We start from the raw sequence: 24,026 nt of genomic DNA on the forward strand, positions 1-24,026 counted from the left end.
TTGGGGAGCCGCGCCAGGTGGGGGCCCCTGCAGTAGCCTTCCCCGTACGGTTTTCTCGTCGTTCTTCCTTTCGGACCCCCCGGGCACTTCTTTCTCCCTCGACTCCCCCCCCCTCTCCCCCCCCCCCCCCCCCCGCGCGCGTATGTGAGGATCTTCCTCGGCAGAATCCTTTTCTCCTGTGCGGCATTCGGGTGATATTCAGCATCCGCTGAGTTTCGCCACCCCTAAGATCCATTCTCGTGACAGAACGTCAAAGTCCTTTATCCGCACCGGACATGACCCGTTCCGCCGATGTGGTCATCCTCGGCGCGGGCCCCGCCGGGCTGGTGCTCGGGAACATCCTCCTGCGCAGCGGCGTCGACTGTGTCGTCCTGGAGCGGGCGAGCCGCGAGCACGTGCAGCAGCGGGCGCGGGCCGGTTTCCTCGCCCCTCACACCGCCCGGGTACTGGCGCGGCACGGCCTCGACGAGGGGCTGCGGAAGCGCGGGCAGGAGCACGGCGTCTGCGAGTTCCGCACCGAGGGCGGGCGGTTCCGGCTGGACTACGGCCGGCTCGGCAGGCGCGAGCCGCACACCGTCTATCCGCAGCACGATCTGGTCACCGATCTGATCCGGCTCTTCCTCGGGGCCGGCGGGCGGATCCGCTTCGACACCGAGGCCGTCGAGGTGACCGGCCTCGACGGGCCGCGCCCCTCGGTGGCCGTACGGGCGCCGGACGGCCGCACCGGGCACTGGCGGGCGCGGTACGTCGCCGCCTGCGACGGACGGTACGGAGCGGGGCGCCGCTCGCTGCCGCCCGGCGCGGTACGGCACCACCACCGCGACCACGGGGTCTCGTGGCTCGGACTCCTCGCCGAGGCGCCCCCGAGCCTCGACGCCGTCGGATACGCCACGCACGCCCGGGGATTCGCGGGCCACATGGCTCGCTCGCCCGAGGTCACCCGGTACTACCTCCAGTGCCCACGCGGAACCGTGCCGGACGACTGGCCCGACGAGCGGGTGTGGGACGAGCTCGACCTGCGGATGCGGGCCGGGGAGTTCGGGCCGCTGAGGCGGGGGAGCATCCTGCAACGGACGGTGGTCGACTTCGAGTCGGACGTCCTCGAACCACTCCGCCACGGCCCGCTGTTCCTCGTCGGCGACGCCGCGAGCCTGCTCAGCCCCTCCGCCGCGAAGGGGGCCAACCTCGCCGTGCTGGGGGCCGACCTCCTCGCGCGCGCCCTCGCCGACGATCTGCTGCACGGGGACTCCGCGGGACTCGACGCGTATGCGGCGCGCTGCCTGGCACACATCTGGCGCGCCCAGGAGTTCTCGCACTGGATGATCCAGCTCCTCCACCGCGTGCCCGGCGCCGACGGCGCCGCCTCCCCCTTCCAGGAGGGGCTGCGGCGCGCCCGTATGGAGGCGCTGCGGAACTCCCGTGCCCAACAGGACTGGTTCGCCGAGAACTACGTCGGCGTCTGACCGTCGGCCCTTCCGCCCGTCGGTCCTTCCGCCCGTCTTCCCGCTTTCCGCCCATCCGTCCTTCCGCCCTCCCTCCCGTCCTTCCTCCCTCCCGTACGACCACAGAGAGCCCCGGTCCCGCCCCACGGGCCGTGGCTCCGCCCTCCCCTGCCCGTATTCCGCCGTCCCTTCCCCTCCCCGAAGGAACCCCCGCGATGACGACCACCACCCCGGCCCCCACCACCGGCCGCCCGACACCCGCCGCCGACGCCGACGCCGCTCCCGCGTCCGACGTCGAGCGTCTGCGGGCCGCCGCCGATTTCGTACGGGAGCAGGAGACGCCCGACCTGTTGGCGCGCGTCCTGCCCGGACTCGACGGCCCCGAGCTGCGGGCGACGGCCGAACGGTGCCGGTTCGCGCACGCCGCGCTCCTCGTCTTCCCGCCCGACGAACAAGCCCTCCGTGCGGGGCTGGCCGCCGCCGGGCTGCCCGCGGACGGCGAGGCGCGGCCGAGCGTCGTGGTGCGGGAGCGGCTGGCAGCACGGCACGGACTGGGCGTCGGGGAGCTGGACGTACGGATCCTCCGTCCGGCGGTGCACGGGCCGGGCGGCGAGCGGCGTGCGGTGGAGGTGTTCGCGCTGACGGCCCCGGCGGGGTCGGCGGCGGCCGCGGTCGCCGCCGAGGAGCGGGCCGTGGACCGGGAGGCGCACGTGGCCTTCGACGTCGAGCGGCCGGACCCGCTGGTGCTGCGCGGGCTGCGGGCGGGCTTCCTTCGGCACGGCGCGGCGCCGGACGGGGGCGGTTACAACCCGCACGAGGACGGGACCGTCTTCTACTTCGCCGCGCCCGACGAGACGAAGACGCCCTACCGGCGGGTGGAGCTGTACGCGCGCGGTGACCACCGGGACGTCCTGGCCGAGCACCTCGCCGGGCGGCCGTCCGCGCAGCCGGCGGAAACGCTCCTCCGCCTGCTGACCGGGGCCTGGACGACGCAGGCGCTGGCGGCCTGCGCGGAGCTGCGGCTGCCGGAGGCGATGAGCCCGTCCACCGCGCGCGGGGCCGAGGCGCTGGCGCCGGTGGTGGGGGCCCGGCCGGAGAGCCTGGCGACGCTGCTGCGGTACCTCGCCATGGTGGATGTGGTGGCGGAGGAGCCCGGCGCGCGGGGCACGTTCCGGCTGACGGAGGCGGGGCTGCTGCTGCGCGAGGACGCCGAGGGGTCGGTGCGGGCGCTGGCGCTGATGTACGGGGGGCCGTTCTACGAGTCCTTCGCCCGGCTCGCGCACACCGTACGGACGGGACAGCCCGGGTTCGAGGACCGGTACGGCGAGAACCACTTCGACCACTTCGCGCGCGATCCCGAGCTGGCCGCCCGGTTCGACCGGTCCATGACGGCGAGCGCCCCGATGTTCGACCCGCTGCCGCGGCACCCGGTCGTCACGGCCGCGGCCGCCGCCCCCGGCGGCCGTACCGTCGTGGACATCGCCGGAGGCACCGGGGAGCTCCTCGGGCGTCTGCTCACCGCGCACCCCTCCCTGCGCGGGGTCCTCCTCGAACGCGCCCATGTGGTCGAGGCGGCGCGGGCCCGGCTCGGCGCGGTCGCGGAGCGGTGCTCCTTCCGGACCGGTGACTTCGCGGACGTGCCGCAGGGCGGGGACGTGTACGTGCTCTCCCGGGTCCTGCACGACTGGGACGACGAGCGGTGCCGGGCGATCCTGCGCCACTGCGCGGCCGCGATGCCGCCGGAGGCCGACCTGCTGATCGTGGAGCGCCTCCTGCCGGTGGACCCCTCGCCCTCGCTGGCGACGGCGTGGGACCTCCACATGATGTGCAACACGGGAGGGCGGGAGCGCACGGCCGCCGCGTACGGCCGGCTGCTCGCGGACGCCGGGCTCGACCTCGTGGGCCACAGCCCGCTGCCCCTGGAGGCGCACGTGCTGCACGCCCGTCGGCGGTAGGGGCGGGCCTGACCGACAGGGCTTCAGGCCGAGGAGGCGGCGGTGACCGGCAGGGTCACCGTCACCACCAGGCCGCCGCCCTCCCCCGCGCCGCGGGCCACCGCCCGCGCCCGCCCCCCGTGGGCCTCCGCGATCGACCGCACGATCGACAGTCCGAGTCCCGCGCCCGGCCCCATACGGTCCCGCCCCTCGCCGCGCCGGAAGGGTTCGAAGAGCCCGGCCGCCTCGTCGGGCGGGACGACCGGTCCCGTGTTGGTGACCGTGAGGACCCCGCCCTCGGCCCGTACGTCGACCGTGCCGTCCGGCACGTTGTAGGCGACCGCGTTCGCGACGAGATTCCGGACGAGCTGCCCGAGCAGCACACGGCTGCCCCGAACGACGCCGCCGTCGGCCACCACGTACGCGTCCGCCCACTCCTCCTCGGCGAGCTCCCCGAGCCGCACGTCCTCGCGTTCGGCGAGGCCCCGCTCGCTGCGGGCGAGCAGGAGCAGACCGTCGATGAGGCGTTCGCTGCGACGGTTGCTGTCGAGGAGGACCTGTCGCACGTCGCAGCTGTCGTCCAGACCCACCTGGATCGCGGCACGCTGAGTGGCGAGGGGGGTGCGCAGCTCGTGGGAGGCGTTGGCGATGAACCGGCGCTGGCTGTCGAAGGCGGTCTCCAGGCGGCCGAGGAGCGCGTCGATCGTGTCGCCGAGTTCCTTGAGCTCGTCGTCGGGCCCGGTGACGGCGATCCGGTCGTGCAGGTTGCGTTCGGAGAGGCGCCCGGCGCGGGCGGTCATCTCGTGCACGGGCCGGAGCACGCGGCCGGCGGTCCACCACCCCACGACGACGGCGCAGCAGGCCATGACGAGCAGGGCGAGGCTCGACCACATGAGCATCTGCTCGCCGGCGGCGCGGCTGATGTCGTCCCCCAGCTCGTACGCCTCCACGACAGCCACGCCGTCGGCGCGGGCGACGATCGCGTCGGTCTCGTCGTCCGTCCCGGCGAGGACGAGCAGGTTCACGACGAGCAGCAGCACCGTCCCGAGGACCAGGAAGGCACCGCCGTACACGAGCGCGATCCGCGTCCGGATCGTCGAGCCGGATCCCAGGTATCCCGCGTCACCACCCGGTTTCACAGCTGGTACCCCACGCCCTGCACCGTCCTGATCAGCGCGGGCTCGCCCAGCTTCGCGCGCAGCTTGCTCATGCAGACGCGTACGGCGCCGGTGAAGGGGTCGGTGTGGGCGTCCCAGGCGCGGTCGAGGAGCACCTCGGCGGAGACGGCCGCCCCGTCGGACTCCAGGAGGATCTGGAGGACGGAGAACTCCTTGGGGGAGAGATCGAGGTCCCGTCCGTCGCGGGTGGCGGTCCGCCGGACGGTGTCCACGCGGAGCCCGTACCGCTCCAGGAGCGGGGGCAGCGCCGCGCGGGCGGAGCGGCGCCGCAGGGCGCGGACGCGGGAGACCAGCTCGGGGAACTCGAAGGGCTTGCCGAGATAGTCGTCGGCGCCCAGGTCGAGGCCGGTGACACGGTCCTCGGTGGCGGTGGCGGCGGTCAGCATGAGGATGCGGGTCGGGGAGCCCTCGGCGACGAGGCGGCGGGCGACGTCGTCGCCGTGGACGCGCGGCAGGTCGCGGTCGAGGACGAGGACGTCGTACGGGTGGAGCCCGAGGTGGTCGAGGGCGGCGTCGCCGCTGTGGACGGTGTCGACGGCGAAGCCCGCGCGCCGCAGTCCGGTGGCGACGAGCTCGGCGAGGGGTCGTTCGTCCTCGGCTACCAGTACACGCATGCCCGCCATCCTCCCCGGGCCCGGCCCGTCGTCCGGCCCCGGGTTATCGATGTGAGTGGATCTTCGTACGACCGTTAGGATTTCGACCATGGCGGCCACTGGATCCGAGAAGCAGGGGGCGAAGGCGTTCTACGTCACGACCCCCATTTACTACGTCAACGACGCTCCTCACCTGGGCCACGCCTATACGACCGTCGCAGGCGACGTGCTCACGCGCTGGCACCGTCAGCGCGGCGAGAAGGTGTGGTTCCTCACCGGCACGGACGAGCACGGTCAGAAGATCATGCGCACGGCCGAGGCGAACGACGTCACGCCCCAGGCCTGGTGCGACAAGCTCGTCGAGGAGGCGTGGAAGCCCCTCTGGGAGCACCTGAACATCGCGAACGACGACTTCATCCGCACCACGCAGAAGCGTCACACCGACCGCGTCCAGGAGTTCGTGCAGGACCTGTACGACAAGGACGAGATCTACAAGGGCGGCTACGAGGGCCCGTACTGCGTGGGCTGTGAGGAGTACAAGCTCCCCGGCGACCTCATCGAGGCCGAGGACGGCACGAAGCTGTGCGCCGTCCACAAGAAGCCGGTGGAGATCCTCAAGGAGGAGAACTACTTCTTCAAGCTGAGCGAGTACGGCCCGAAGCTCCTGGAGTTCTACGAGGCGAACCCGGGCTTCATCCAGCCGGAGTCGGCCCGCAACGAGGTCGTGAACTTCGTCAAGCAGGGCCTGGAGGACCTCTCCATCTCGCGCTCGACGTTCGACTGGGGCGTCCCGGTGCCGTGGGACGAGAAGCACGTCATCTACGTGTGGATCGACGCGCTGCTCAACTACGCGACGGCCGTCGGCTACAACGAGAACCCGGAGAAGTTCGACGAGACCTTCCCGGCGAACGTCCACCTCATCGGCAAGGACATCCTGCGCTTCCACGCGGTGATCTGGCCGGCGATGCTGATGGCGCAGGGCCTGCCGGTCCCGGGCCGGGTCGCGGCCAACGGCTGGCTGATGGTCGGCGGCGAGAAGATGTCGAAGTCGAACCTGACCGGCATCAAGCCGCAGGACCTGACCTCGCACTTCGGCGTGGACGCGTACCGCTGGTACTTCCTGCGGGCGATCGCGTTCGGCCAGGACGGCTCGTTCTCGTGGGAGGACTTCTCCGCCCGCTACACGTCCGAGCTGGCCAACGACTACGGCAACCTCGCCTCGCGCGTCGCGGCCATGGTCGGCAAGTACTTCGACGGCGCGCTGCCGGCCTCGGCGGCCGACGGCGACGCGGAGAAGGCGATCCACGAGGGCCTGGCCAAGGCCGTCGCGACGGCCGACGCGAAGATCGGCGAGGAGCTGGACTTCCAGGCCGGCATCCTGGCGATCTTCGACTTCGTGAAGCAGGTCAACGGCTACATCACGGAGCAGGAGCCGTGGAAGGTCGCGAAGGACGACAGCGAGCAGGGTCGCGCCCGCCTCGCCACGATCCTGTACACGGCCGCCGAGTCCCTCCGCGCCGTCGCGGTCCTGCTGAACCCGATCATGCCGGAGACCTCGCAGGCGCTCTGGGAGTCCCTGGGCGCCGAGGCGTCCCTGGGCGCCCTGGCCACCCAGCCGGTCCAGTCCTCCGCCACGTGGGGCCAGCTCCCCGCGGGCGCGACGGTGACGAAGGGCGCGGTGCTGTTCCCGCGCCTGGAGGAGCCGAAGAAGGACTGACGTCCGACTACGTCCGACTACGTACGAAGAAGGCCGCCGTCCCTGCACACAGGGCGGCGGCCTTTTCCGTGCTCGTCACCAGGTCAGAGCGAGGGCGGCGACGGCGGGGGCCATGTAGACCAGCGGGAAGGGCACGTGGCGGTACGAGCGGGCCCGGAGGATGGTGATCACGGCGCCGGCGAAGTAAAGGATCAGCCCGATCGCGGCGAGGGTCCCGATCGCCGGCAGGTAGAACCCGACGACGAGCCCGACGGCCCCGGCGGCCTTGGCGGCCCCGAGCCGGTTCCACCAAGAGCGCGGCACGCCGTACTGGGCGAGGGGCTCGACGACGAACGCGGCCCGGAAGAAGATCGCCGCTGCGGAGAACCCGGCCATGAAGGCGGCGACGGCGGTGACGACGACAGCGGTGGTGGACATCTCGGTGAACATCGCGACGGCTCCTTCAGCCTCTCCCGTGTCCGCCTCGACCGAGCCGGACACAGCACTGACGGAGCCCGGACGGGATGTGTGACGGCACGCGCGAAGAAGGTTCAGCCCGCGCGGCCGGGTTCGTCGCTGTCGCCATGCCGACACCGTGGCATATGCCAAGAGCCCGGGATCGAGAGATCCAGGCTCTTCACACGTGTGGGTTACGGAGGCGGGGTGGCGGGATCAGCCGGCCGTCGCGTACGAGACGAAGCCCGCCCAGGCGCCGGGCACGAACGCGAGCTGCGGGCCGTCGAGGCACTTGGAGTCGCGGACGTGGACGGTGGCGGGGGTGGTGGCGATCTCGATGCAGGAGTCGCCCTCGCTGCCGCTGCTGTAGCTGCTCTTGAACCAGACCAGTTCGGAGGCGTCCCCGGCCGAGGTGTTGCGGATCATGTCTCTCCCAGCAGTTGCTCGATGAGGGCCGACGACTCACGAGGGGTGAGAGCCTGAGCCCGGATGATGCCATACCGCAACTCCAGGATATGGAGCTGTTTCCGCTCGGTCACCGGCCGACCGTTGGCCACCACCGGCGAGCGCCCGACCACCGATCCGTCATCGAACTTCAGCACCTCGATCCCGCCGTCCACTCCGGCGTGCTCCTCGCGGTCCATCGGCATCACCTGGAGCTCGACGTTCCGCAACCGTCCTACCTCCAGCAGCCGCTCCAGTTGGGGGCGCCGCAGGCTCCGCCCGCCCAGCGGGCGGCGAAGCGTCCACTCCTCCAGGACGAAACTGAGCTCAGGGGCAGGATCCCGCTGGAAGATGCTCTGCCTGGCCACACGACCGGCCGCCATCCGCTCCACCTCGTCCTGCGTGTACGCCGGTCGCCTCATCAACAGCAGCCCACGCGCGTACTCCGGCGTCTGCAAGAGGCCATGGATGTTGAGCGGGTCGTACAGCTGGATCTCCACCGCCTTCCCCTCCATCTTCGCCAACGCCCGCACCTTCTTCGGGTACCGGACCTTCGCCACGTCCTCCTTCATGGCCGAGAGCAGGCCACCCGCCCCCAGCACCTCGTCCGCCTTGTCCAGGAACTCGGGGCGCGGGATCCGCTTCCCGCTCTCGATCTTGTAGACGAGGTCCTCGCCGTAGCCGGTGGCCGTCCCGAGCTCGGCGGCCCGCATCCCCACCGACTCTCTCCGGAGCCTCAACTGCCGCCCCACGGTGGCGACCACGGCCACGCCCCAGTCGTCGTCCGGGTCGACCTCCCACCCCGGTTCGTCCGCCTCGGTCTTGAGCCGCTGTGCCGCACCATCCACCGACATTCCGCACCCTTCCCTCGCCCCTTCGTGGCGCGACGCCCCTACCCGTGAAGAGGGTCCGGACAGCCCGGACAGCAGTGGACAAGGTCCGGACAGTCACCCTACGCATCGACACCGTCACTGTTCACGGTAGGCATCGGCGGCCACGCTCGGTGACGTGAATCAGCAGAACACCACCCAAGTACCCCCGTCGACACGTCACTTCAGCGTGCTCCTGTCGCCCACGCGACGCGGGGCCCGGCTCGCCCGGCTGCTCGCCGTCGAGTGGATGCGGGATCACGAGGTGCCGTACGGCGCGAGGGAGGCCGCCACCCACGTCGTCGCCGAACTCGCCGCGAACGCCGCCACGCACGGCCGGGTAGCCGGCCGAAGCTTCCGGCTGGCGCTCCTGTCGCAGCCGGAGGTCCTTCGCATCGAGGTGACGGACACCCGGGGCGAGAGCCTCCCGCGCCTCCAACCGCCCTCCCCCGAGGGCGACTCCGGACGCGGGCTGCTCCTCGTCGAGGCGCTGGCCGACCGGTGGGGCGTCGTGCTCGGCCCCGTACCGAGGAAGACCGTATGGGCCGAACTCGACCTGCCATACCCCTGACCTGCACAGAGAGAGTGGTCACCGAAACCCGGAAATGCGAACTCCGGCGGGGCGGACGGTCTCCTCAAGGACGACCACTGAGAGAAAGAACCCCACCAAGCCCCACCCCTCCGCCCCGCTCGGGCCGGACTCACTCACTCGGGTGAAAAACCCCAAGTCGGCTGGCTTTGGACCGGGTTGCTTGATCTACGCTCGGCGCGACAGACCACATCACCGCTGACATGCGTCGGCCCCCGCCGGGACCGCAAATCCCAAAGGCGAGGGCCTGACCATCAAGGAAGTAGAGCTTCCCGATGGGTACCCAGAACACTAGCGCGCGCCCGCGCTCCCAGTCCCGTAACGACGGGAAAAACCACTCCTCCTCTCGTAGTGCCCGCAGGCACTACGGCGGCGGCGTCGTCCACGACAACGCCCGTCACACCAGCCGCTTCACGGTGGTCGGCAATCACCTCGCCCAGCACGACGCCCTGTCGCTGACGGCCATCGGCCTGGCCCTGCACATCCAGTCGCTCCCGACCGGCGCCCAGGTCGACATCGACAGCCTCGCCGGCCGCTTCCCCGAGGGAAAGACCCGGATCGCGGCCTCCCTCCGAGAACTCGAAACCCACGGCTATCTGCGACGTACCCGCGTACGTACCGACGGGGGCCGCATGGTCACCCGTACGGTCTCCTGCAACCAGCCGGGCAGGACGGGCGGCGCGGACGAACCGAGCCCCCGGCCCCGACGGGTCGCGGAGACACCACCGCGCCGCCGCGCCCTGCCCGCCGTACCGCAGCCCGTGTACCCCACCCCGGACCTGCTCCGGACCGCCCTCGGAGTCCTCTCCGGACTCCGCCGCGAGGACCCCCGGCTCCTGATCTCCGCCACCGATGCCGAACACCTCGTCCCGGGCGTCGCCGCCTGGCTGGAGCGGGATCTCACCCCCGAGGCCGTCCACCGCGCCCTGACCCACGGCCTGCCCCCGGAAACGCTGCACCGCCCGGCCGCACTCCTGGCCCACCGCCTCACGGCCCAACTCCCGCCCCTACCGCACTTCCGCACCCCCGGCGAGAGCCCGGCGGCCAGGCACCCCCTCCAGAACTGCGACACCTGCGACCGCGCCTACCGCGCCCCCGAACCGGGCGACTGCGGGTCCTGCGCGGCAGTGGCGGGATCGGACTGACGTTCGTTGCTCGTGTGAATGAACACGTGGCAGCATGCGCGGGTGAGTGAGAACGGGGACGACATACCGAGGTCTCGGCAGGTTTCGAGACTTACGGATCTGACGGACGCACCTGCCGAGGCGTCGGGTCGGGGTGGCGAAGCGACCCCGGGGGACCCGCCCGCACAGGCCGTGCCGCAGGCGGAGCAGGCCCACGGGATCGCCGAGGCCCGGCGGGAGTTTGCGCGGTTGCTGGGCGAATTCCGGCGTACGGCCGTGCTGGTGCCGTTCGATGACCAGGACAGTCTGTGGACCGCGGACTTCAACGGGGTGCGGTGGATCTGCGCGTTCTCGGACGAGGAGGCTTTGGGCAGGTTCGCGGCGGCCCGGGGAGAAGCCGGGCGGGAGTGGACGTACCGGACGATCCTGGGCGCTCGGCTCCTCGACGTGATGGTGCCGATGCTGCCCGGTCCGGGCGGAGTCGCGCTGGACGCGGGCAGTACGGACGGAACGCTCTTCCCGCCGGTGGCGGGGATCGTCCCGGACGAGGTGGCGGTGGACCTGGAAGACACAGTGGATCTCGGGGGAACGGGGACGCGATGAGTGGGGACAAGCCCGACCTGGCAGCGCCGGCGGCGGCGCTGTCGGAGATAGCGAAGGGCATCGACCTGGCGCATGCCGAGCTGAAGGAGCTCGGGATGATCGGTGAGGCGTCGACGGGCCGCGGCTTCTCCGATCTGGCGCTGTCCGGAATGGAGTTGGGGCACGGCGGCCTGACCTCGGAGTTCGACACCTTCTGCGGCCGGTGGGAGTGGGGCGTACGCGCGCTCACCCTGCGAGGGAACGGCTTCGCGCAGGCGGTCGGCCTGTCGGCCGGATCGTTCGCGGAGCAGGAGCAGTACATCAAGGACTCGATCAAGATCGGTGTGAACTCCCTCAACGGGAACCCGCACCTCTCCGAGGACGAGGTCAAGCAGAAGAGCTGGGACACCATCCGCGACCAGCACATGTGGGACGGCGCGGACTGGAGCGGGGAGTCGTTCAGCGACGCTCACGACGAGGTCAAGCAGACCTGGAAGAACACCGGTTACGACGTCATGGACGCACAGCTGGACTCGATGGAGCGCAGCGGAATGATCGACGCCGCGGTGCGTGACCGCCTGGACGGTCGGCTCAAGGAGGACCTCGACCCCGACAAGGCGACCATCGAGCAGGCCGAGCAGCCGCGCTGGGGGGAGAACCGCTGATGGTGGACTGGGGAGGCCTGGTCGACAAGGGCATCGACAAGATCGGTGACGGCGTCGACAAGGGCAAGGAACTGCTCGGCGAGGGCATCGACCACGCCACCGACAAGATCGGCCAGGGTCTGGAGAAGATCGGTGCGCACGAGATCGCGGACAAGGTCGAGGACTGGGGCGACGAGACCGCGTCCTCGCTCGGCGCGCAGGTCGGGGAGCAGCAGCTCGGGCAGACCGAGGAAGCGAACGAGCTGATCCACGGCAAGCCGGAGAAGATCGCCGAGGCGGTGAAGAACCTCCGGGACTTCCAGAAGGCATTCGACCTGGTCGGCAGCGGCATGCGGAAGCTGGACTCCGGTCACTGGAAGGGCGAGGCGGCCGACGCGTTCCGGGAGAAGTTCTCGACGCTGCCGACGGACTGGCTGCACGCGGCGGACGCCATGGAGAACGCGGCCAAGGCGCTGGAGACGTACTCCAAGGCGGTGGTGAGCGCGCAGGGCAAGGCGCGCGAGGCGATAGCCCTCTACAAGGAGGGCGACGGGGACTCCAAGGCGGCGGTCGACACGTACAACAAGAAGGTCGACGCCTACAACGCGGCTCGCACCGGGGACAGTCCGCTGCCGGACCCCGGGCCCTTCTCCGACCCCGGCAAGGCCAAGCGGCAGCGGGCCAAGGAGATCCTGAACGACGCGCGGAAGGCGCGCAACGAGGCCGGGGACACCGCGAAGGCCGCGGTCGGGGCCGCCCTCGCGCACGCGCCGAAGGAGCCGACGGGCCGCGAGCGGGCCAAGCTGGAACTGATGGACTACGGCCTCGGCCAGGGCATCGAACTGGCCCACTTCGGCGGCGGCATCGTCAAGGGCACGGCGGGCCTCCTCAACTTCGTCCGCTCGGTCAACCCGGTGGACCCGTACAACCTGACGCACCCGGCGGAGTACTACAAGGGCGTCAACATGACGCTCGCCGGCCTGGTCTCCACGGTGGCGAACCCGGACCGGGCGCTGAAGAACGCCTGGGACGCGGCGAAGGGCGACCCGTCGGAGTTCTTCGGCCGACTGGTGCCGGAACTGCTGGGCACGAAGGGCGCGGGGGTGATCCGGGGAGGGCTGCGCGCGGGCCTGAAAGACGCGACCAAGCACCTGCCGGACACGAAGAAGCCGGGCGGCAGCCGCGGGGACCAGGAGAAGGACCCGCCCAGCAACGGCAAGACGTGCGGCCAGACGGCCTGCAAGAACGACCCGATCGACATCGCGACGGGCCGCATGCTGCTGCCCCAGACCGACATCACGCTCCCCGGCTCTCTGCCCGTCGTCTTCCGGCGCACCTTCGACTCCTCGCGCCGGTCGGGCCGCTGGTTCGGACCGGCGTGGTCGTCGACGGTCGACCAGCGGCTCGAGATCGACTCGGAGGGCGTGGTCTTCAGCTGCGACGAGGGCAGCCTGCTCGCCTACCCGCACCCGGCACCCGGCGTCCCGGTCATGCCCACGCACGGCCGGCAGTGGCCACTCGACCGGGTCGAGGACGGCTACACGATCACCGACCCGGACAGCGGCACGGTCCGGCACTTCGCCAACCACGGCGACGAACTCGCGCTCCTGGCCCAGATCGACGACCGCAACGGCCGCTGGATCGCCTTCGAGCACGACGAGACGGGCGCCCCGACGGCGATCGTGCACCACGGCGGCTACCACCTGAAGCTCACGACGGACGAGGGCCGGGTGACGGCCCTCCACCTCGCGGGCGCGGCAGCGGACGGATCCGACCAGGAGATCCTGCGCTACGGCTACACCGCGGGCCACCTCACCGAGGTCACCAACTCCTCCGGGCGCCCGCTGCGCTTCGGCTGCGACGAGCACGGCCGCATCACCTCGTGGACGGACACGAACGGCAGCCGCTACGACTACGTCTACGACGACCGGGACCGCTGCACCTACCAGTCGGGTGCCAACGGCCACCTCGAAGCCACCTTCACCTGGGACGATATCGACCCGGCGACGGGCCTCCGGCTGACGACGTTCACCGACGGCCTGGGGAACACCGAGCGGCACCTGATCAACGACCGTGCGCAGGTCGTCGCGGAGATCGACGCACTGGGCGCGGTCACCCGCTACGCGTACGACCGCCGCAACCGGCTCCTGTCCCGGACGGACCCGCTGGGGTACGTCAGCCGCACCACCTACGACGAGCAGGGCCGCGCAACCGTTCTGGAACGCCCGGACGGACGGCAGGCCCGGGCCGAGTACGACGAGGGCGGGTTCCTGGTACGCATCGTCGGCATCGACGGCAATGTCACCCGCCAGACCTTCGACGAGCGCGGCAACCGCACGTCCGTCACCGATCCCGCAGGCCCCCGGACGGAGTTCGCCTACGACGAGGCGGGCCGACTCACCTCGGTGACGGACCCGCTCGGCGCCACCACCCACCTGGTTCTGGACAGTCGCGGCCTCCCCAGCGAGGTCACCGATCCGATGGGTGCCACCACCCGCTACGAGCGCGACGCCTTCGGACGTGCGATCCGGGTCACCGACCCCCTCGGCGCGGTCACGGAGCTGGCGTGGACGATCGAGGGCCGCCCGTTGCGGCGCATCGCACCCGACGGAACGGTGGAGACGTGGACGTACGACGGCGAGGGCAACTGCCTCAGCCACACGGACGCGATGGGCGGCACGGCCCACTTCACGTACGCCGACTTCGACCTGCTGACATCCCGCACGGGCCCGGACGGCGCACGGTACGAATTCGCCCACGACACGAACCTGCGACTGACGCGGGTGACCGACCCGCGGGGCCTGACGTGGGACTACGCCTATGATTCGGCGGGCCGGCTGGTCACCGAGTCGGACTTCGACGACCGGTCGGTGAACTACGGGCACGACGCGGCGGGCCGGCTCGCCTCCCGCGCGAACGGCCTTGGCCAGACAGTCCGGTTCGAGCGCGACAGCCTCGGACGGATCGTCCACAAGGATGCCGAAGGGGCGTCGAGCACCTACGAGTACGACGTCTTCGACCAACTGTCTTCGGCGACCGGCCCCGACGCGACACTGCAGCGCCTCCGGGACCGCTACGGCCGCCTCGTCTCCGAGACGGTGAACGGCAGGACGCTCTCGTTCAGGCACGACGCCGTGGGGCGGCGGACGGGTCGGACGACTCCAGGCGGCGCGACGAGCACGTGGTCGTACGACGCGGCGGGCCGCCGCACGGAACTGACATCGTCGGGCCGGACGCTGGCCTTCACCCACGATGCCCTCGGCCGTGAAACGGCGCGCCACATCGCCGACTTCGCCGTCCTGAACTCGTCGTTCGATGCGATGGGCCGACTCAGCGGTCAGGAGGTCACCGGCGGTTCGGGGCGCCGGCTCCAGCACCGGGCGTATACGTACCGCGCGGACGGCGGTCTCACAGGCGTCACCGACGCGCTCTCCGGCGCGCGCAGCTTCGACCTGGACGCGGCCGGCCGGGTCACGGCCGTCCAGGCACGGGGCTGGTCGGAGCGGTACGCATACGACGAGGCGGGCAACCAGATGGAGGCGTCCTGGCCGTCCACGCACCCGTCCCGGTCCGCAACGGGCAGGCGCGCCTACGAGGGCACCCGTATCACCGGAGCGGGCGCTGTCCGCTACGAACACGACGCCCAGGGCAGGATCGTCCTCCGCCAGAAGACCCGTCTGTCCCACAAGCCCGACACCTGGCGCTACGAGTGGGACGCGGAGGACCGCCTGACCTCGGTGACCACGCCGGACGGTGAGGTCTGGGGGTACGCGTACGACCCCTTGGGCCGCCGCATCTCCAAGCAATCCCCCCTGGAGACGGTCCACTTCACCTGGGACGGCGCGACCCTCTGCGAACAGACGACGTCCGACGTCACCCTCACCTGGGACCACGCGGGCTTGCGCCCCCTGGCCCAGACGGAACGCCGTACGGACCCGGGCTCCACGGACGAGCGCTTCTTCGCCATCATCACCGACCTGATCGGCACCCCGACGGAACTGGTGGACGAGTCGGGCGAACTGGCCTGGCGCACCCGCACGACAGTCTGGGGCACGACGACGTGGAACAGGTCGGCCACCGCGTACACCCCCCTGCGCTTCCCCGGCCAGTACTTCGACCCGGAATCGGGCCTCCACTACAACTACTTCCGCTACTACGACCCGGAAAACGCCCGCTACCTCTCCCCGGACCCCCTGGGCCTCGCCCCGGCACCGAACCCGGCGACGTACGTCCACAACCCGCACACGTGGAGCGACCCGCTGGGGCTGTCGCCCTGTCCGCCCGGCGGCCCCGAAAAACATCTCCCGCTCGATGCCGAGCGCGGCGACGTCCTGTTCCCGGACCATGACTCAGCCCTCGCCGAGGTCCTGCGCCGCTATGACATCGACGATCCCTCATACATTGCGAGAGTCGAACAGTGGGGCAAGAACCCGAACCTCTTCGGCCCCAAGGGGGAACCGTGGGAGCTGATACAGGGGATCGACTCCAAGGGGAATGAACTGGAGTTCCATCACCACGCGAACGGGCATTATTTCAAGAACAAGGATCCGGAGCTGGAGGAGTGGTCGCTACCCCATTACCACGGCCCCAAGGGCGAGCACATCTATTATGGCGACATGCAATCGGGATACGGGCTCAGAGGAGTACCGAGAAATGCTGGATGAGCGATACCTCATCGCGGGACAACCGCGTTGGGATCCGGAGGAGATCGGCTCCGTCGTCTCATCCTTGGACGGGCCGTTGGGCGATGTAGGGGCTGTGTGGGTCTTCTGCGACCCGAGCGAGGAGGGAAACGCCTGGGCCAACGCCCTGACCGCCCTCCACCAAGGCGGCATCTTCACGTGGTCGGCGAAGCTGCGCCCGGGGGGCTGGGAGCCTCCGGGCGAGAGGGACGAGCACTCCATTCTGTGGAGATCCGGGCAGCGGGCAGCAACCGAGCAGTTCCCGCGGCTTCCACGATTCGAGTCCAAGTACCAGGTTTTTCCGAACACGGAGCCGTTGGTGCGCGATGTCATCGGCGATCTGGGCGCCCGTAGCTCGGGATTCGCATGCGCCGTGGGAGACAGCGAAGAACCGAGGGATTCCTGGGTCCAGTCGGCACAGATCATGGAGACCCACTTCTCGCTCTCCAGAGACTTCAAGAACTCGGTGGACCTGGAGTCACGACGCAGAAGAATCGCCTCACTCTATGTGATGTTCTCCATCGAAGCAGGCTTCTATCCTGTCATTCCGCTCAACAAACATCCGCACGCGGGGCTGGTCCTCTTCTGCCCTGCGGAAAGATACCCGGATATTTTCCGAAGAATGGCAAGAGGCGTGACGGCCCTCGAAGGCAGCAAGGCGACAACGCAGATCAAGGACTTCCTCGGGCAGGGCGGAGATCTTGCCTACCTTTGAGCAATTCCCAGCGCGGCAGCCGAGGGGAGCACAGGAGCGAACCCGGCGTCCTCTGACAGTGCCCCGGGGGCACACGGCCGCACCGAAGGCCGTGTTTGGTGCACAGGCAGCTCGCTGGAGAGCCTGGAGCGGTTCCCGCTGGAGCCTGAGGCGAGATCCTGCCCGCCAGAGCGTTGGGAACAGCTGCGTGACCTCGCTGTCGGAGGTATGCAGCGCCGTGATCTGCCCGCCGAGGCCAGGTTGCGGTGGGGCCGGCTCGCGTGCGCGCGTACATGATCAAGGAAGTTGGTGCTCGGGCTGTGAGCGGCGTCGCTTTCCTCGCCTCTTTCCTCACCACCGGAGAGCTGCACGGCCTCCACATCGGCTCGACACTCGAAGAGGTCGACCGGACCCTCCGCCATCCCTTCGTCGATGTCGTCGACGAGGAGGGGGAATCGCTGCGGCGGGACTACGGACTCGTCGAGTTCGCCTTCAACCCGGAGCCGGAGTGGGTCATGGCCACCGCTTCGATCCAGTTGCACCGCCTCGCGCCGGACGACGACCTGGCTCGGACCTGGGCGCGGAGCACGGGTGTCGAGTTCTCCCGGTACACCTCCTGGAAGGAGGTGCACGACGAGCTCTCCCGTACCCACGGTGTCCCGGAGCTGAAGATCACCGACCAGGGCGGAATCCTCCAGTACCGGGCCGCGTCGTCGAACGTCTCCGTCCTCGTCGTGGACGGCGAGGACGAGGAGCGCGGTTACCGCGTCGGCAATGGCGACGTGTGGAGCCTCGATCTGTGGGCACCGTTCCGGGCGGGCTGACGACCGCCCCGCACCAGGTGGCCCTCCCTGAATCGAAGACGGAGGGTGGGATCCGCCCCCGCTGTCCTAAGGTGACCCGCGTGTCCATCTCCTCTTCCCAGCTTCTCGAATTCGTGCGAAGTCTTGCGGCCCCCGACTCGAAATCCCGCGAGCTGGCGGCAGATCTGGTCACCGATTCGGTGTCCAACTACTCGCCGGTCGACGGGAGAATCCTCACCGGCGTCCTCGTGGCAGCCGCAGTGAGCGAGAGCGACCCGAGCGCTCTGGAATCGCAGCTGAACGCGATCATCCAGCTCGGTTCCCTGGCCGAACCGGAGATGGTCGCAGGTTTGCGAGTTCTTGATGTCGAAAAGCTTCCCGGTGAACTCGGCGACTACGTGAGGGACATCCTGGAGGACTAGGCGCCTCGGCCGAGAAGCCTGGGGTCCGAGGCTCCCAGGCCTCCCTCCAGGTCTGTCCACGATCTCGGAGACAGGATCCTGACCATGACCAACGCCCTTCCACGTCTGCTTGAGATCTCCCCGGCGCCGAGCGAACCCCGGCGCACGGACTGGGAGGGAGTCGAGCGCAGCCTCGGGGTGGTGCTTCCCGCCGACTACAAGGAGCTCATTCACGTCTACGGGGGAGGCAACTGGGACGACTACCTGTACGTCCTGGAGCCCGGCTGCCCCAACGCGAGCTACGACCTGATCACTTGGGCGAAGCAGCAGGCCGAAGACCTGGAAGGCCTGTGGGAGTTCGAGAAGAAGCCGGCGGAACTGACCGTCGACGGGGCACGGGTCGTCCCGTGGGCGACCACGGACAACGGAGAGTGCCTCTACTGGCTCGCCCGACCCGGCTTCGGCGCGGACGAATGGACCGTCATGGTGAACGAGGCACGGGGCGACCGGTGGGAGCATTTCGCCGTGTCCTGCACGCAGTTCCTCGCGTCCGCCCTGGCCGGAGAACTGCGTTCGACCCTTCTCTCGTCCCGGTTCCCCCTCGCCACCCATGAGTTCCGCCGCATCGGTGTGGCATAGCCGAAGGGCCCGGAATCCGTGAGGATTCCGGGCCCTTCCGGGCGTTCCGACGACTACCGCGCCGCGTCCGGGTGGACCGCGTCCGCGATGTCGACCGTCTTCTTCTCGACCGGCTTGCGGAGCTGGATGTTCAGCTCGCGCAGGCGGGACTCGTCCAGCTCCGTCGGGGCGCCCATCAGGAGGTCCTGGGCGTTGCCGTTGAGCGGGAAGGCGATGGTCTCGCGGATGTTCGGCTCGTCGGCCAGGAGCATCACGATGCGGTCCACGCCCGGGGCGATGCCGCCGTGCGGCGGGGCGCCGTACTCGAAGGCGCGGAGCATGCCCGCGAACTCGTGCTCGACGGTCTCCTTCGAGTAGCCCGCGATCTCGAAGGCCTTGAACATGATCTCGGGCTCGTGGTTCCGGATGGCGCCGGAGGAGAGCTCGATGCCGTTGCAGACGATGTCGTACTGCCAGCCGAGGACGTCCAGCGGGTCCTGGGTCTCCAGGGCCTCCAGGCCGCCCTGCGGCATCGAGAACGGGTTGTGCGAGAAGTCGATCTTGCCGGTCTCCTCGTCCCGCTCGTACATCGGGAAGTCCACGATCCACGCGAAGCGGAAGACGTTCTCCTCGAACTGGCCGGCGCGCTTGGCGGCCTCGACCCGGACCGGGCCCATGATCTTGGAGACCTCGTCGAACTCGCCCGCGCCGAAGAAGATCGCGTGGCCGGGCTCCAGGCCGAGGCGCTCGGTGAGGACCTTGACGTTCTCCTCGGTGAGGAACTTGGCGATCGGGCCGGTGAGGGCGTTGCCCTCGCCGACGCGGACCCAGGCCAGGCCCTTCGCGCCGAGGGAGACCGCGAAGTCGCCGAGCTGGTCGAAGAACTTGCGCGGCTGGTCACCGGTGTTCGGGACGGCGAGCGCGCGGACGTGCTTGCCGGCGAACGCCTTGAACTCCGAGGCCTCGAAGACGTCGGAGATGTCGACGAGTTCGAGGGCCGTGCGCAGGTCGGGCTTGTCGTTGCCGTACTTCAGCATCGACTCGCGGAACGGGATCCGCGGGAACGGCGAGGTGACGTGGCGGCCGCCGCCGAACTCCTCGAAGAGCTCCGTCATGAGCTTCTCGATCGGCTGGAAGACGTCCTCCTGCTCGACGAAGCTCATCTCGACGTCGAGCTGGTAGAACTCGCCCGGCGAACGGTCCGCGCGGGCGTCCTCGTCGCGGAAGCAGGGCGCGATCTGGAAGTACCGGTCGAAGCCGGAGATCATCAGCAGCTGCTTGAACTGCTGCGGCGCCTGCGGCAGCGCGTAGAACTTGCCCGGGTTCAGACGGGACGGGACGACGAAGTCGCGGGCGCCCTCGGGGGAGGTCGCGGCGAGGATCGGGGTCGCCATCTCGTTGAAGCCGAGGGCCACCATCTTGGAGCGGATGGAGGCGATGACGGCGGACCGCAGCATGATGTTGCGGTGCATGCGCTCGCGGCGCAGGTCGAGGAAGCGGTACTCCAGGCGCCGCTCCTCGTTCACGCCGTCGTCGGTGTTGATGGTGAAGGGGATCTGCTTGGCGGCGCCCAGGACCTCGACCGTGACGGCCTCGATCTCGATCTCGCCGGTGCCGAGCTCCGGGTTGACGTTCTCCGCGCCACGCGAGACGACCTTGCCGTCGACGCGGACGACGGTCTCCTTCGTCAGCTTGTCGAGGACCTCGGCGGCGGCGGTGCCGGGCCGGGCGACGAGCTGCGTGATGCCGTAGTGGTCGCGCAGATCGATGAAGAGGATGCCGCCCAGGTCGCGCCGATTGTGCAGCCAGCCGCTCAGCCGGACGTCGGTGCCGACGTCAGAGGCGCGGAGCTCGCCGCAGGTGTGGGACCTGTACCGATGCATCGTCGTTTCATCCAGTCTTCGGGATCTGTGGTCGTGGAGCGCCGCCCTGTGGCCCCTGTCACAGATGTCACAGGACACGCGGGCAGACCCACCCAGAGTACCGGCCGGGCCAAGATCGGTTTTCGAATACGCTCAGTGGCGATCTGGTGTCCGATATTCATAAAGTGGGGCAATGCGCACCGAGGACGTCCTGGCCGCGATCGCGACCGGCCTGTGGCGCTGGGACAACGCGTCCGGGATCGTCTCGCTCGACGCCGAGGCCGCCCGGCTGCTCGGGCTGCCCGCGGAACCCGTTCGGCTCACCGAGGCGGCCGTGCGCTCGCGTTTCCACCCCGTCGACTGGAACGAGATCGACGGGGTCGTGAACCTCGCCGTCGCCGAGGGGACGCTCGCCGAGGCGCGGCTGCGGATCATGGACGTGCACGGCCGGGTGATCCGTACCGTACGGAGCAGGTCGAAGCCCCTCATCGAGGGGAACGACTACCAGCTGGTCGGCACCCTCCAGGAGGTCGCCGAGCAGGGGCCGGGGAGCGCCGCGCACACCCCCGTCACGGGTGACTGGCGCCGGTCCCGCGAGGCGTTCCTCCTCGACGCCGGGCGGGCGCTCGCGGAGGCCCGGTCGACGGCCGAGGTGCTGCGGGTGGCCGCCTCCCTGTCGATGCCCGGGTTCTCGCCGGACGGGCTCGCGGTCTTCGGGGTGGCGGGCGACCGACTGACCGTCATCGGGCACCACGGGCACAGCGAGGGCGACGAGGGGCCGTTCTCGTCGATGTCGCTCGACACCGACTACCCGGCGGCGGAGGTCGCGCGGACCGGCCGGGCGATCTATCTGCCGAGCCCCGACGAGTACCTGCGCCGCTTCCCCGTGACCTGGCCGCTCGCACAGCGCTTCGACCGCCGTTCCTGGGCCTTCGTGCCGCTGGTCGTCGCCGGCCGCACGATGGGGGCCTGGATGGCGGCCTTCAAGCACCCGGTGGCCTTCACCCCGGACGAGCGGTCGGTGCTGACGACGGTCGCCCGGATGCTCGCCCAGGCCCTCGCACGCGCGGGCGTGGCCGAGTCCGAGCGGGAACTGTCGCTCGGACTGCAGCGGACGATGATGCCGGTCCTCGGGCCGGGCATCCCCGGCATCCAGGTGGCCGCGCGGTACGTGCCGACCGGCGGCGGTCTCCAGGTCGGCGGCGACTGGTACGACATGATCCGGCTGCCCGGCGGCACCTCCCGCACCGGCGGGCGCGGCGCCGGACGCATCGCCCTCGTGATCGGCGACGTCCAGGGCCACGACGTGCGGGCGGCGGGCCTGATGGGGCAACTGCGGATCGCCCTGCGCGCGTACGCATCCGAGGGCCACCGGCCGGACGCCGTCCTCTCCCGCGCCTCGCGCTTCCTGTACGGGATCACCGACGGCGACGACGGGGAGGGCGAGGCGGGCCCGCGCTTCGCCACCTGCCTCTATCTGGAGGTCGACCTGGAGGACGGGACCGTCGACATCGCACGGGCCGGGCATCCGGACCCGGCGGTACGGATGAACGACGGAACGGTCCTTCTGAGGCCCACCGCGGGAGGCCTGCCCCTCGGCATCGACCCCGACACCGACTACCCCACCACCCGGCTCACCCTCGAACCCGGCGAGACACTGATGATCTGCACCGACGGCCTCCTGGAGACCGGCGGGCACGACCTCGACACCGGCTGGGAGCGGGTCCGCGCGCTCCTGGAGTCCCATGACGGCGAGGACCTGGAGGCGCTCGCAGACACCCTCGTGGAGGCCGTCCACGGCCCCGGCTCCCACTACACGACCGGGCCGCTCGCCGACCGCCGCGAGGACGACATCGCCGTCCTGCTGCTCTCCCGCCGGCCCGTCGGCACGATCCCGGAGGCCCCGCGCCGGACCCTGATGACGATCGCGCAGGCCGAGCCGGAGCGGATCGCCGAGGCGCGCGAGCAGGTGCGGCAGCTGCTGCACGACTGGCGGGACGAGGACCAGCTCGACTCCGCGGTCCTCATGGTCTCCGAGATGGTCACCAACGTCCTCGTGCACACGGACGGCGACGCGCTCCTCGTCGCCGAGGTCGCCTGCGGGGAGAAGTCACGGCGGCTGCGCGTCGAGGTCTCCGACGGGAGCGACGAGCTGCCGCACAAGCGCCACCCGGGCGAGATGGCGTCGAGCGGGCGCGGCCTGGTCCTGATGGAGATGCTCGCGGACGCGTGGGGCGTCGACCCGCGCGGCGAGGGCAAGGCGATCTGGTTCGAGCTGAACGAACCGGACTCGGGGCAGGGCTGCTGCGGGTAGCCCTGCCGAGGGCGGCCCGCTGCAGACGGTCGGGCGTGGGCGGCTCGCCGCACGCGCGGGGGTGGGCGGCTCACCAGGTGGGCGGGCGTGGACGGCTCACCGGGTGGGCGGGCGTGGACGGCTCGCCGCACGCGCGGGCTCCCCGTGTGCGGGGCTCTCCTGTGCGGCGCAGACTGGTGTCGTACGGCCGCCCGGGGGAACCGCGCCCTCGGAGACGCGCGCTCTGGAGGCCACGTCGGGGGACCCACGCCGGGGGGACCACGGAGCACGCCATGGACACCCACAAGGTCGGCAGCGACACCACCGTGCTGGCCGACAGCCTCGAAGTCCCGGGCATCGGGCACCTGCCCGTCAACGCCTATGTCGTCACCGCCGCCGAGCCCGTCGTCGTCGACACCGGCGTCTCCCTCCCCGACCGTGACTTCGTCGCGGCGCTCGGCGAGGTCGTCGACCCGGCCGACGTGCGCTGGATCTGGCTCACCCACCCCGACCGGGACCACACCGGCGGCATCTTCGACCTCCTCGACGCCGCCCCGGACGCGCGGGTGATCACCACGTTCCTCGGGGCCGGCGAGATGATGACCGAACGCCCGCTGCCCATGGACCGGGTGTACTTCCTCAATCCCGGCCAGTCCCTGGACGTCGGCGACCGTTCCCTGCAGGCCTTCCGGCCGCCGCTCTTCGACAACCCCGCCACCGTCGGCCTCTACGACGACCGCACCCGTTTCTGCTTCAGCTCCGACTGCTTCGGCGGGCCCATGCCGAGCGCCGAGGTCGCGGAGAGCGGGCACGCGAGCGATCTCAAGCCGGAGGACCTACGGCAGGCGCAGCTGCTGTGGGCGACGATCGACAGCCCCTGGGCGCACCTCGTGGACCCGGAGAAGTACCGGGCGACGATCGAGCCGATACGGGAGATGGACCCGGAGATCGTGCTGTGCACGCATCTGCCACCGGCCGTGAGGATGTTGGACCGGATGATCGAGACGATCGCGATGGTCCCGGACTCCGACCCCTTCGTGGGACCCGACCAGGCGGCCCTCGAACAGCTCCTGGCCTCGTTCCAGCCGGACGGCCCGGTCCCGGCCTAGGCGGTCCCGGCCT

General features: G+C 70.4%; 20 protein-coding genes. 14 read left to right on the forward strand and 6 right to left on the reverse strand.

Translation table 11 applies throughout. The features are described 5' to 3' along the window. Nucleotides 1-275 precede the first annotated feature (275 nt). Both ACZ4XX_RS04030 and ACZ4XX_RS04035 read left to right on the forward strand, forming a co-directional pair. Nucleotides 276-1,463, forward strand: coding sequence for a 4-hydroxybenzoate 3-monooxygenase (locus tag ACZ4XX_RS04030; protein WP_468506414.1), 1,188 nt, complete (start codon nucleotides 276-278; stop codon nucleotides 1,461-1,463). A 194-nt stretch (nucleotides 1,464-1,657) separates the two neighbouring features. Then, a complete protein-coding gene (locus ACZ4XX_RS04035; protein WP_468506415.1) occupies nucleotides 1,658-3,397 on the forward strand; it encodes a methyltransferase in 1,740 nt (579 codons plus the stop codon). Nucleotides 3,398-3,420: 23 nt separating this feature from the next. Here the strand turns inward: ACZ4XX_RS04035 and ACZ4XX_RS04040 are convergent, their stop codons facing one another. Both ACZ4XX_RS04040 and ACZ4XX_RS04045 read right to left on the reverse strand, forming a co-directional pair. Continuing rightward, entirely contained in the window at nucleotides 3,421-4,515 is a 1,095-nt protein-coding gene (locus ACZ4XX_RS04040; RefSeq protein WP_468506416.1) for a HAMP domain-containing sensor histidine kinase, read from the reverse strand. After that, on the reverse strand, nucleotides 4,512-5,168 hold the full coding sequence (locus tag ACZ4XX_RS04045; protein ID WP_468506417.1) for a response regulator transcription factor: 657 nt from the start codon (nucleotides 5,166-5,168) through the stop codon (nucleotides 4,512-4,514). Before ACZ4XX_RS04045 ends, ACZ4XX_RS04040 begins: the two co-directional genes overlap by 4 nt. An 88-nt stretch (nucleotides 5,169-5,256) precedes the next feature. On the opposite strand from ACZ4XX_RS04045, the gene metG reads away from it, so the two are divergent. Further along, nucleotides 5,257-6,864: a methionine--tRNA ligase gene (gene metG / locus ACZ4XX_RS04050; protein ID WP_468506418.1), complete on the forward strand. Its 1,608-nt coding sequence runs from the start codon at nucleotides 5,257-5,259 to the stop codon at nucleotides 6,862-6,864. Nucleotides 6,865-6,939: 75 nt separating this feature from the next. On the opposite strand, the gene ACZ4XX_RS04055 is transcribed toward metG, so the two are convergent. From ACZ4XX_RS04055 to ACZ4XX_RS04065, 3 genes are all read right to left on the reverse strand, one after another. Continuing rightward, nucleotides 6,940-7,293 (reverse strand): DoxX family protein, encoded by a 354-nt coding sequence (locus tag ACZ4XX_RS04055; RefSeq protein WP_468506419.1) that lies wholly within the window; start codon nucleotides 7,291-7,293, stop codon nucleotides 6,940-6,942. A gap of 222 nt (nucleotides 7,294-7,515) precedes the next feature. After that, on the reverse strand, nucleotides 7,516-7,725 hold the full coding sequence (locus ACZ4XX_RS04060) for a DUF397 domain-containing protein (RefSeq protein WP_468506420.1): 210 nt from the start codon (nucleotides 7,723-7,725) through the stop codon (nucleotides 7,516-7,518). Next, complete coding sequence (locus tag ACZ4XX_RS04065; protein WP_468506421.1) at nucleotides 7,722-8,597, reverse strand: helix-turn-helix domain-containing protein; 876 nt, start codon at nucleotides 8,595-8,597, stop codon at nucleotides 7,722-7,724. Before ACZ4XX_RS04065 ends, ACZ4XX_RS04060 begins: the two co-directional genes overlap by 4 nt. Nucleotides 8,598-8,751: 154 nt before the next feature. Here ACZ4XX_RS04065 and ACZ4XX_RS04070 point away from each other — a divergent pair, with 154 nt between their 5' ends. The 9 genes from ACZ4XX_RS04070 to ACZ4XX_RS04110 all read left to right on the forward strand — a co-directional run bounded on the left by ACZ4XX_RS04070 (nucleotide 8,752) and on the right by ACZ4XX_RS04110 (nucleotide 18,770). After that, nucleotides 8,752-9,183, forward strand: coding sequence for an ATP-binding protein (locus ACZ4XX_RS04070; protein WP_468506422.1), 432 nt, complete (start codon nucleotides 8,752-8,754; stop codon nucleotides 9,181-9,183). 293 nt (nucleotides 9,184-9,476) lie between these two features. After that, on the forward strand, nucleotides 9,477-10,346 hold the full coding sequence (locus tag ACZ4XX_RS04075; protein WP_468506423.1) for a helix-turn-helix domain-containing protein: 870 nt from the start codon (nucleotides 9,477-9,479) through the stop codon (nucleotides 10,344-10,346). Nucleotides 10,347-10,364: 18 nt separating this feature from the next. After that, a complete protein-coding gene (locus tag ACZ4XX_RS04080; protein ID WP_468506424.1) occupies nucleotides 10,365-10,928 on the forward strand; it encodes an SseB family protein in 564 nt (187 codons plus the stop codon). Next, on the forward strand, nucleotides 10,925-11,572 hold the full coding sequence (locus ACZ4XX_RS04085; RefSeq protein ID WP_468506425.1) for a hypothetical protein: 648 nt from the start codon (nucleotides 10,925-10,927) through the stop codon (nucleotides 11,570-11,572). The genes ACZ4XX_RS04080 and ACZ4XX_RS04085 overlap by 4 nt, the downstream gene beginning before the upstream one ends. Beyond that, nucleotides 11,572-16,215, forward strand: a complete 4,644-nt coding sequence (locus tag ACZ4XX_RS04090) for a putative T7SS-secreted protein (protein WP_468506426.1) — start codon at nucleotides 11,572-11,574, stop codon at nucleotides 16,213-16,215. The genes ACZ4XX_RS04085 and ACZ4XX_RS04090 overlap by 1 nt, the downstream gene beginning before the upstream one ends. Further along, a complete protein-coding gene (locus tag ACZ4XX_RS04095) occupies nucleotides 16,205-16,948 on the forward strand; it encodes a hypothetical protein (RefSeq protein WP_468506427.1) in 744 nt (247 codons plus the stop codon). The genes ACZ4XX_RS04090 and ACZ4XX_RS04095 overlap by 11 nt, the downstream gene beginning before the upstream one ends. 299 nt (nucleotides 16,949-17,247) lie before the next feature. Then, nucleotides 17,248-17,751, forward strand: coding sequence for a hypothetical protein (locus ACZ4XX_RS04100; protein WP_468506428.1), 504 nt, complete (start codon nucleotides 17,248-17,250; stop codon nucleotides 17,749-17,751). A gap of 80 nt (nucleotides 17,752-17,831) precedes the next feature. Beyond that, the gene (locus ACZ4XX_RS04105; RefSeq protein WP_468506429.1) at nucleotides 17,832-18,152 is read left to right on the forward strand and encodes a hypothetical protein; all 321 of its coding nucleotides are present in this window, start codon (nucleotides 17,832-17,834) and stop codon (nucleotides 18,150-18,152) included. Between the two features lie 84 nt (nucleotides 18,153-18,236). Then, nucleotides 18,237-18,770: an SMI1/KNR4 family protein gene (locus tag ACZ4XX_RS04110; protein ID WP_468506430.1), complete on the forward strand. Its 534-nt coding sequence runs from the start codon at nucleotides 18,237-18,239 to the stop codon at nucleotides 18,768-18,770. A 53-nt stretch (nucleotides 18,771-18,823) separates the two neighbouring features. Here the strand turns inward: ACZ4XX_RS04110 and aspS are convergent, their stop codons facing one another. Then, nucleotides 18,824-20,632, reverse strand: coding sequence for an aspartate--tRNA ligase (gene aspS / locus ACZ4XX_RS04115; protein ID WP_468506431.1), 1,809 nt, complete (start codon nucleotides 20,630-20,632; stop codon nucleotides 18,824-18,826). 172 nt (nucleotides 20,633-20,804) lie between these two features. Here aspS and ACZ4XX_RS04120 point away from each other — a divergent pair, with 172 nt between their 5' ends. Both ACZ4XX_RS04120 and ACZ4XX_RS04125 read left to right on the forward strand, forming a co-directional pair. Next, entirely contained in the window at nucleotides 20,805-22,925 is a 2,121-nt protein-coding gene (locus tag ACZ4XX_RS04120) for a SpoIIE family protein phosphatase (RefSeq protein WP_468506432.1), read from the forward strand. A gap of 272 nt (nucleotides 22,926-23,197) precedes the next feature. Next, nucleotides 23,198-24,013 (forward strand): MBL fold metallo-hydrolase, encoded by an 816-nt coding sequence (locus tag ACZ4XX_RS04125; protein ID WP_468506433.1) that lies wholly within the window; start codon nucleotides 23,198-23,200, stop codon nucleotides 24,011-24,013. Nucleotides 24,014-24,026 lie beyond the last annotated feature (13 nt).

The sequence above is a fragment of the Streptomyces sp. NPDC029956 genome, from assembly GCF_055574655.1.

Bases quoted from the DNA above. Each gene is read 5' to 3' on its own strand.
- ACZ4XX_RS04060 (WP_468506420.1), bottom strand. From the start codon at position 7,725: ATGATCCGCAACACCTCGGCCGGGGACGCCTCCGAACTGGTCTGGTTC.
- ACZ4XX_RS04090 (WP_468506426.1), top strand. From the start codon at position 11,572: ATGGTGGACTGGGGAGGCCTGGTCGACAAGGGCATCGACAAGATCGGT.
- ACZ4XX_RS04080 (WP_468506424.1), top strand. From the start codon at position 10,365: ATGAACACGTGGCAGCATGCGCGGGTGAGTGAGAACGGGGACGACATA.
- ACZ4XX_RS04035 (WP_468506415.1), top strand. From the start codon at position 1,658: ATGACGACCACCACCCCGGCCCCCACCACCGGCCGCCCGACACCCGCC.
- ACZ4XX_RS04110 (WP_468506430.1), top strand. From the start codon at position 18,237: ATGACCAACGCCCTTCCACGTCTGCTTGAGATCTCCCCGGCGCCGAGC.
- metG (WP_468506418.1), top strand. From the start codon at position 5,257: ATGGCGGCCACTGGATCCGAGAAGCAGGGGGCGAAGGCGTTCTACGTC.
- ACZ4XX_RS04030 (WP_468506414.1), top strand. From the start codon at position 276: ATGACCCGTTCCGCCGATGTGGTCATCCTCGGCGCGGGCCCCGCCGGG.
- ACZ4XX_RS04095 (WP_468506427.1), top strand. From the start codon at position 16,205: ATGCTGGATGAGCGATACCTCATCGCGGGACAACCGCGTTGGGATCCG.
- ACZ4XX_RS04055 (WP_468506419.1), bottom strand. From the start codon at position 7,293: ATGTTCACCGAGATGTCCACCACCGCTGTCGTCGTCACCGCCGTCGCC.
- aspS (WP_468506431.1), bottom strand. From the start codon at position 20,632: ATGCATCGGTACAGGTCCCACACCTGCGGCGAGCTCCGCGCCTCTGAC.
- ACZ4XX_RS04085 (WP_468506425.1), top strand. From the start codon at position 10,925: ATGAGTGGGGACAAGCCCGACCTGGCAGCGCCGGCGGCGGCGCTGTCG.
- ACZ4XX_RS04120 (WP_468506432.1), top strand. From the start codon at position 20,805: ATGCGCACCGAGGACGTCCTGGCCGCGATCGCGACCGGCCTGTGGCGC.
- ACZ4XX_RS04075 (WP_468506423.1), top strand. From the start codon at position 9,477: ATGGGTACCCAGAACACTAGCGCGCGCCCGCGCTCCCAGTCCCGTAAC.
- ACZ4XX_RS04045 (WP_468506417.1), bottom strand. From the start codon at position 5,168: ATGCGTGTACTGGTAGCCGAGGACGAACGACCCCTCGCCGAGCTCGTC.
- ACZ4XX_RS04065 (WP_468506421.1), bottom strand. From the start codon at position 8,597: ATGTCGGTGGATGGTGCGGCACAGCGGCTCAAGACCGAGGCGGACGAA.
- ACZ4XX_RS04125 (WP_468506433.1), top strand. From the start codon at position 23,198: ATGGACACCCACAAGGTCGGCAGCGACACCACCGTGCTGGCCGACAGC.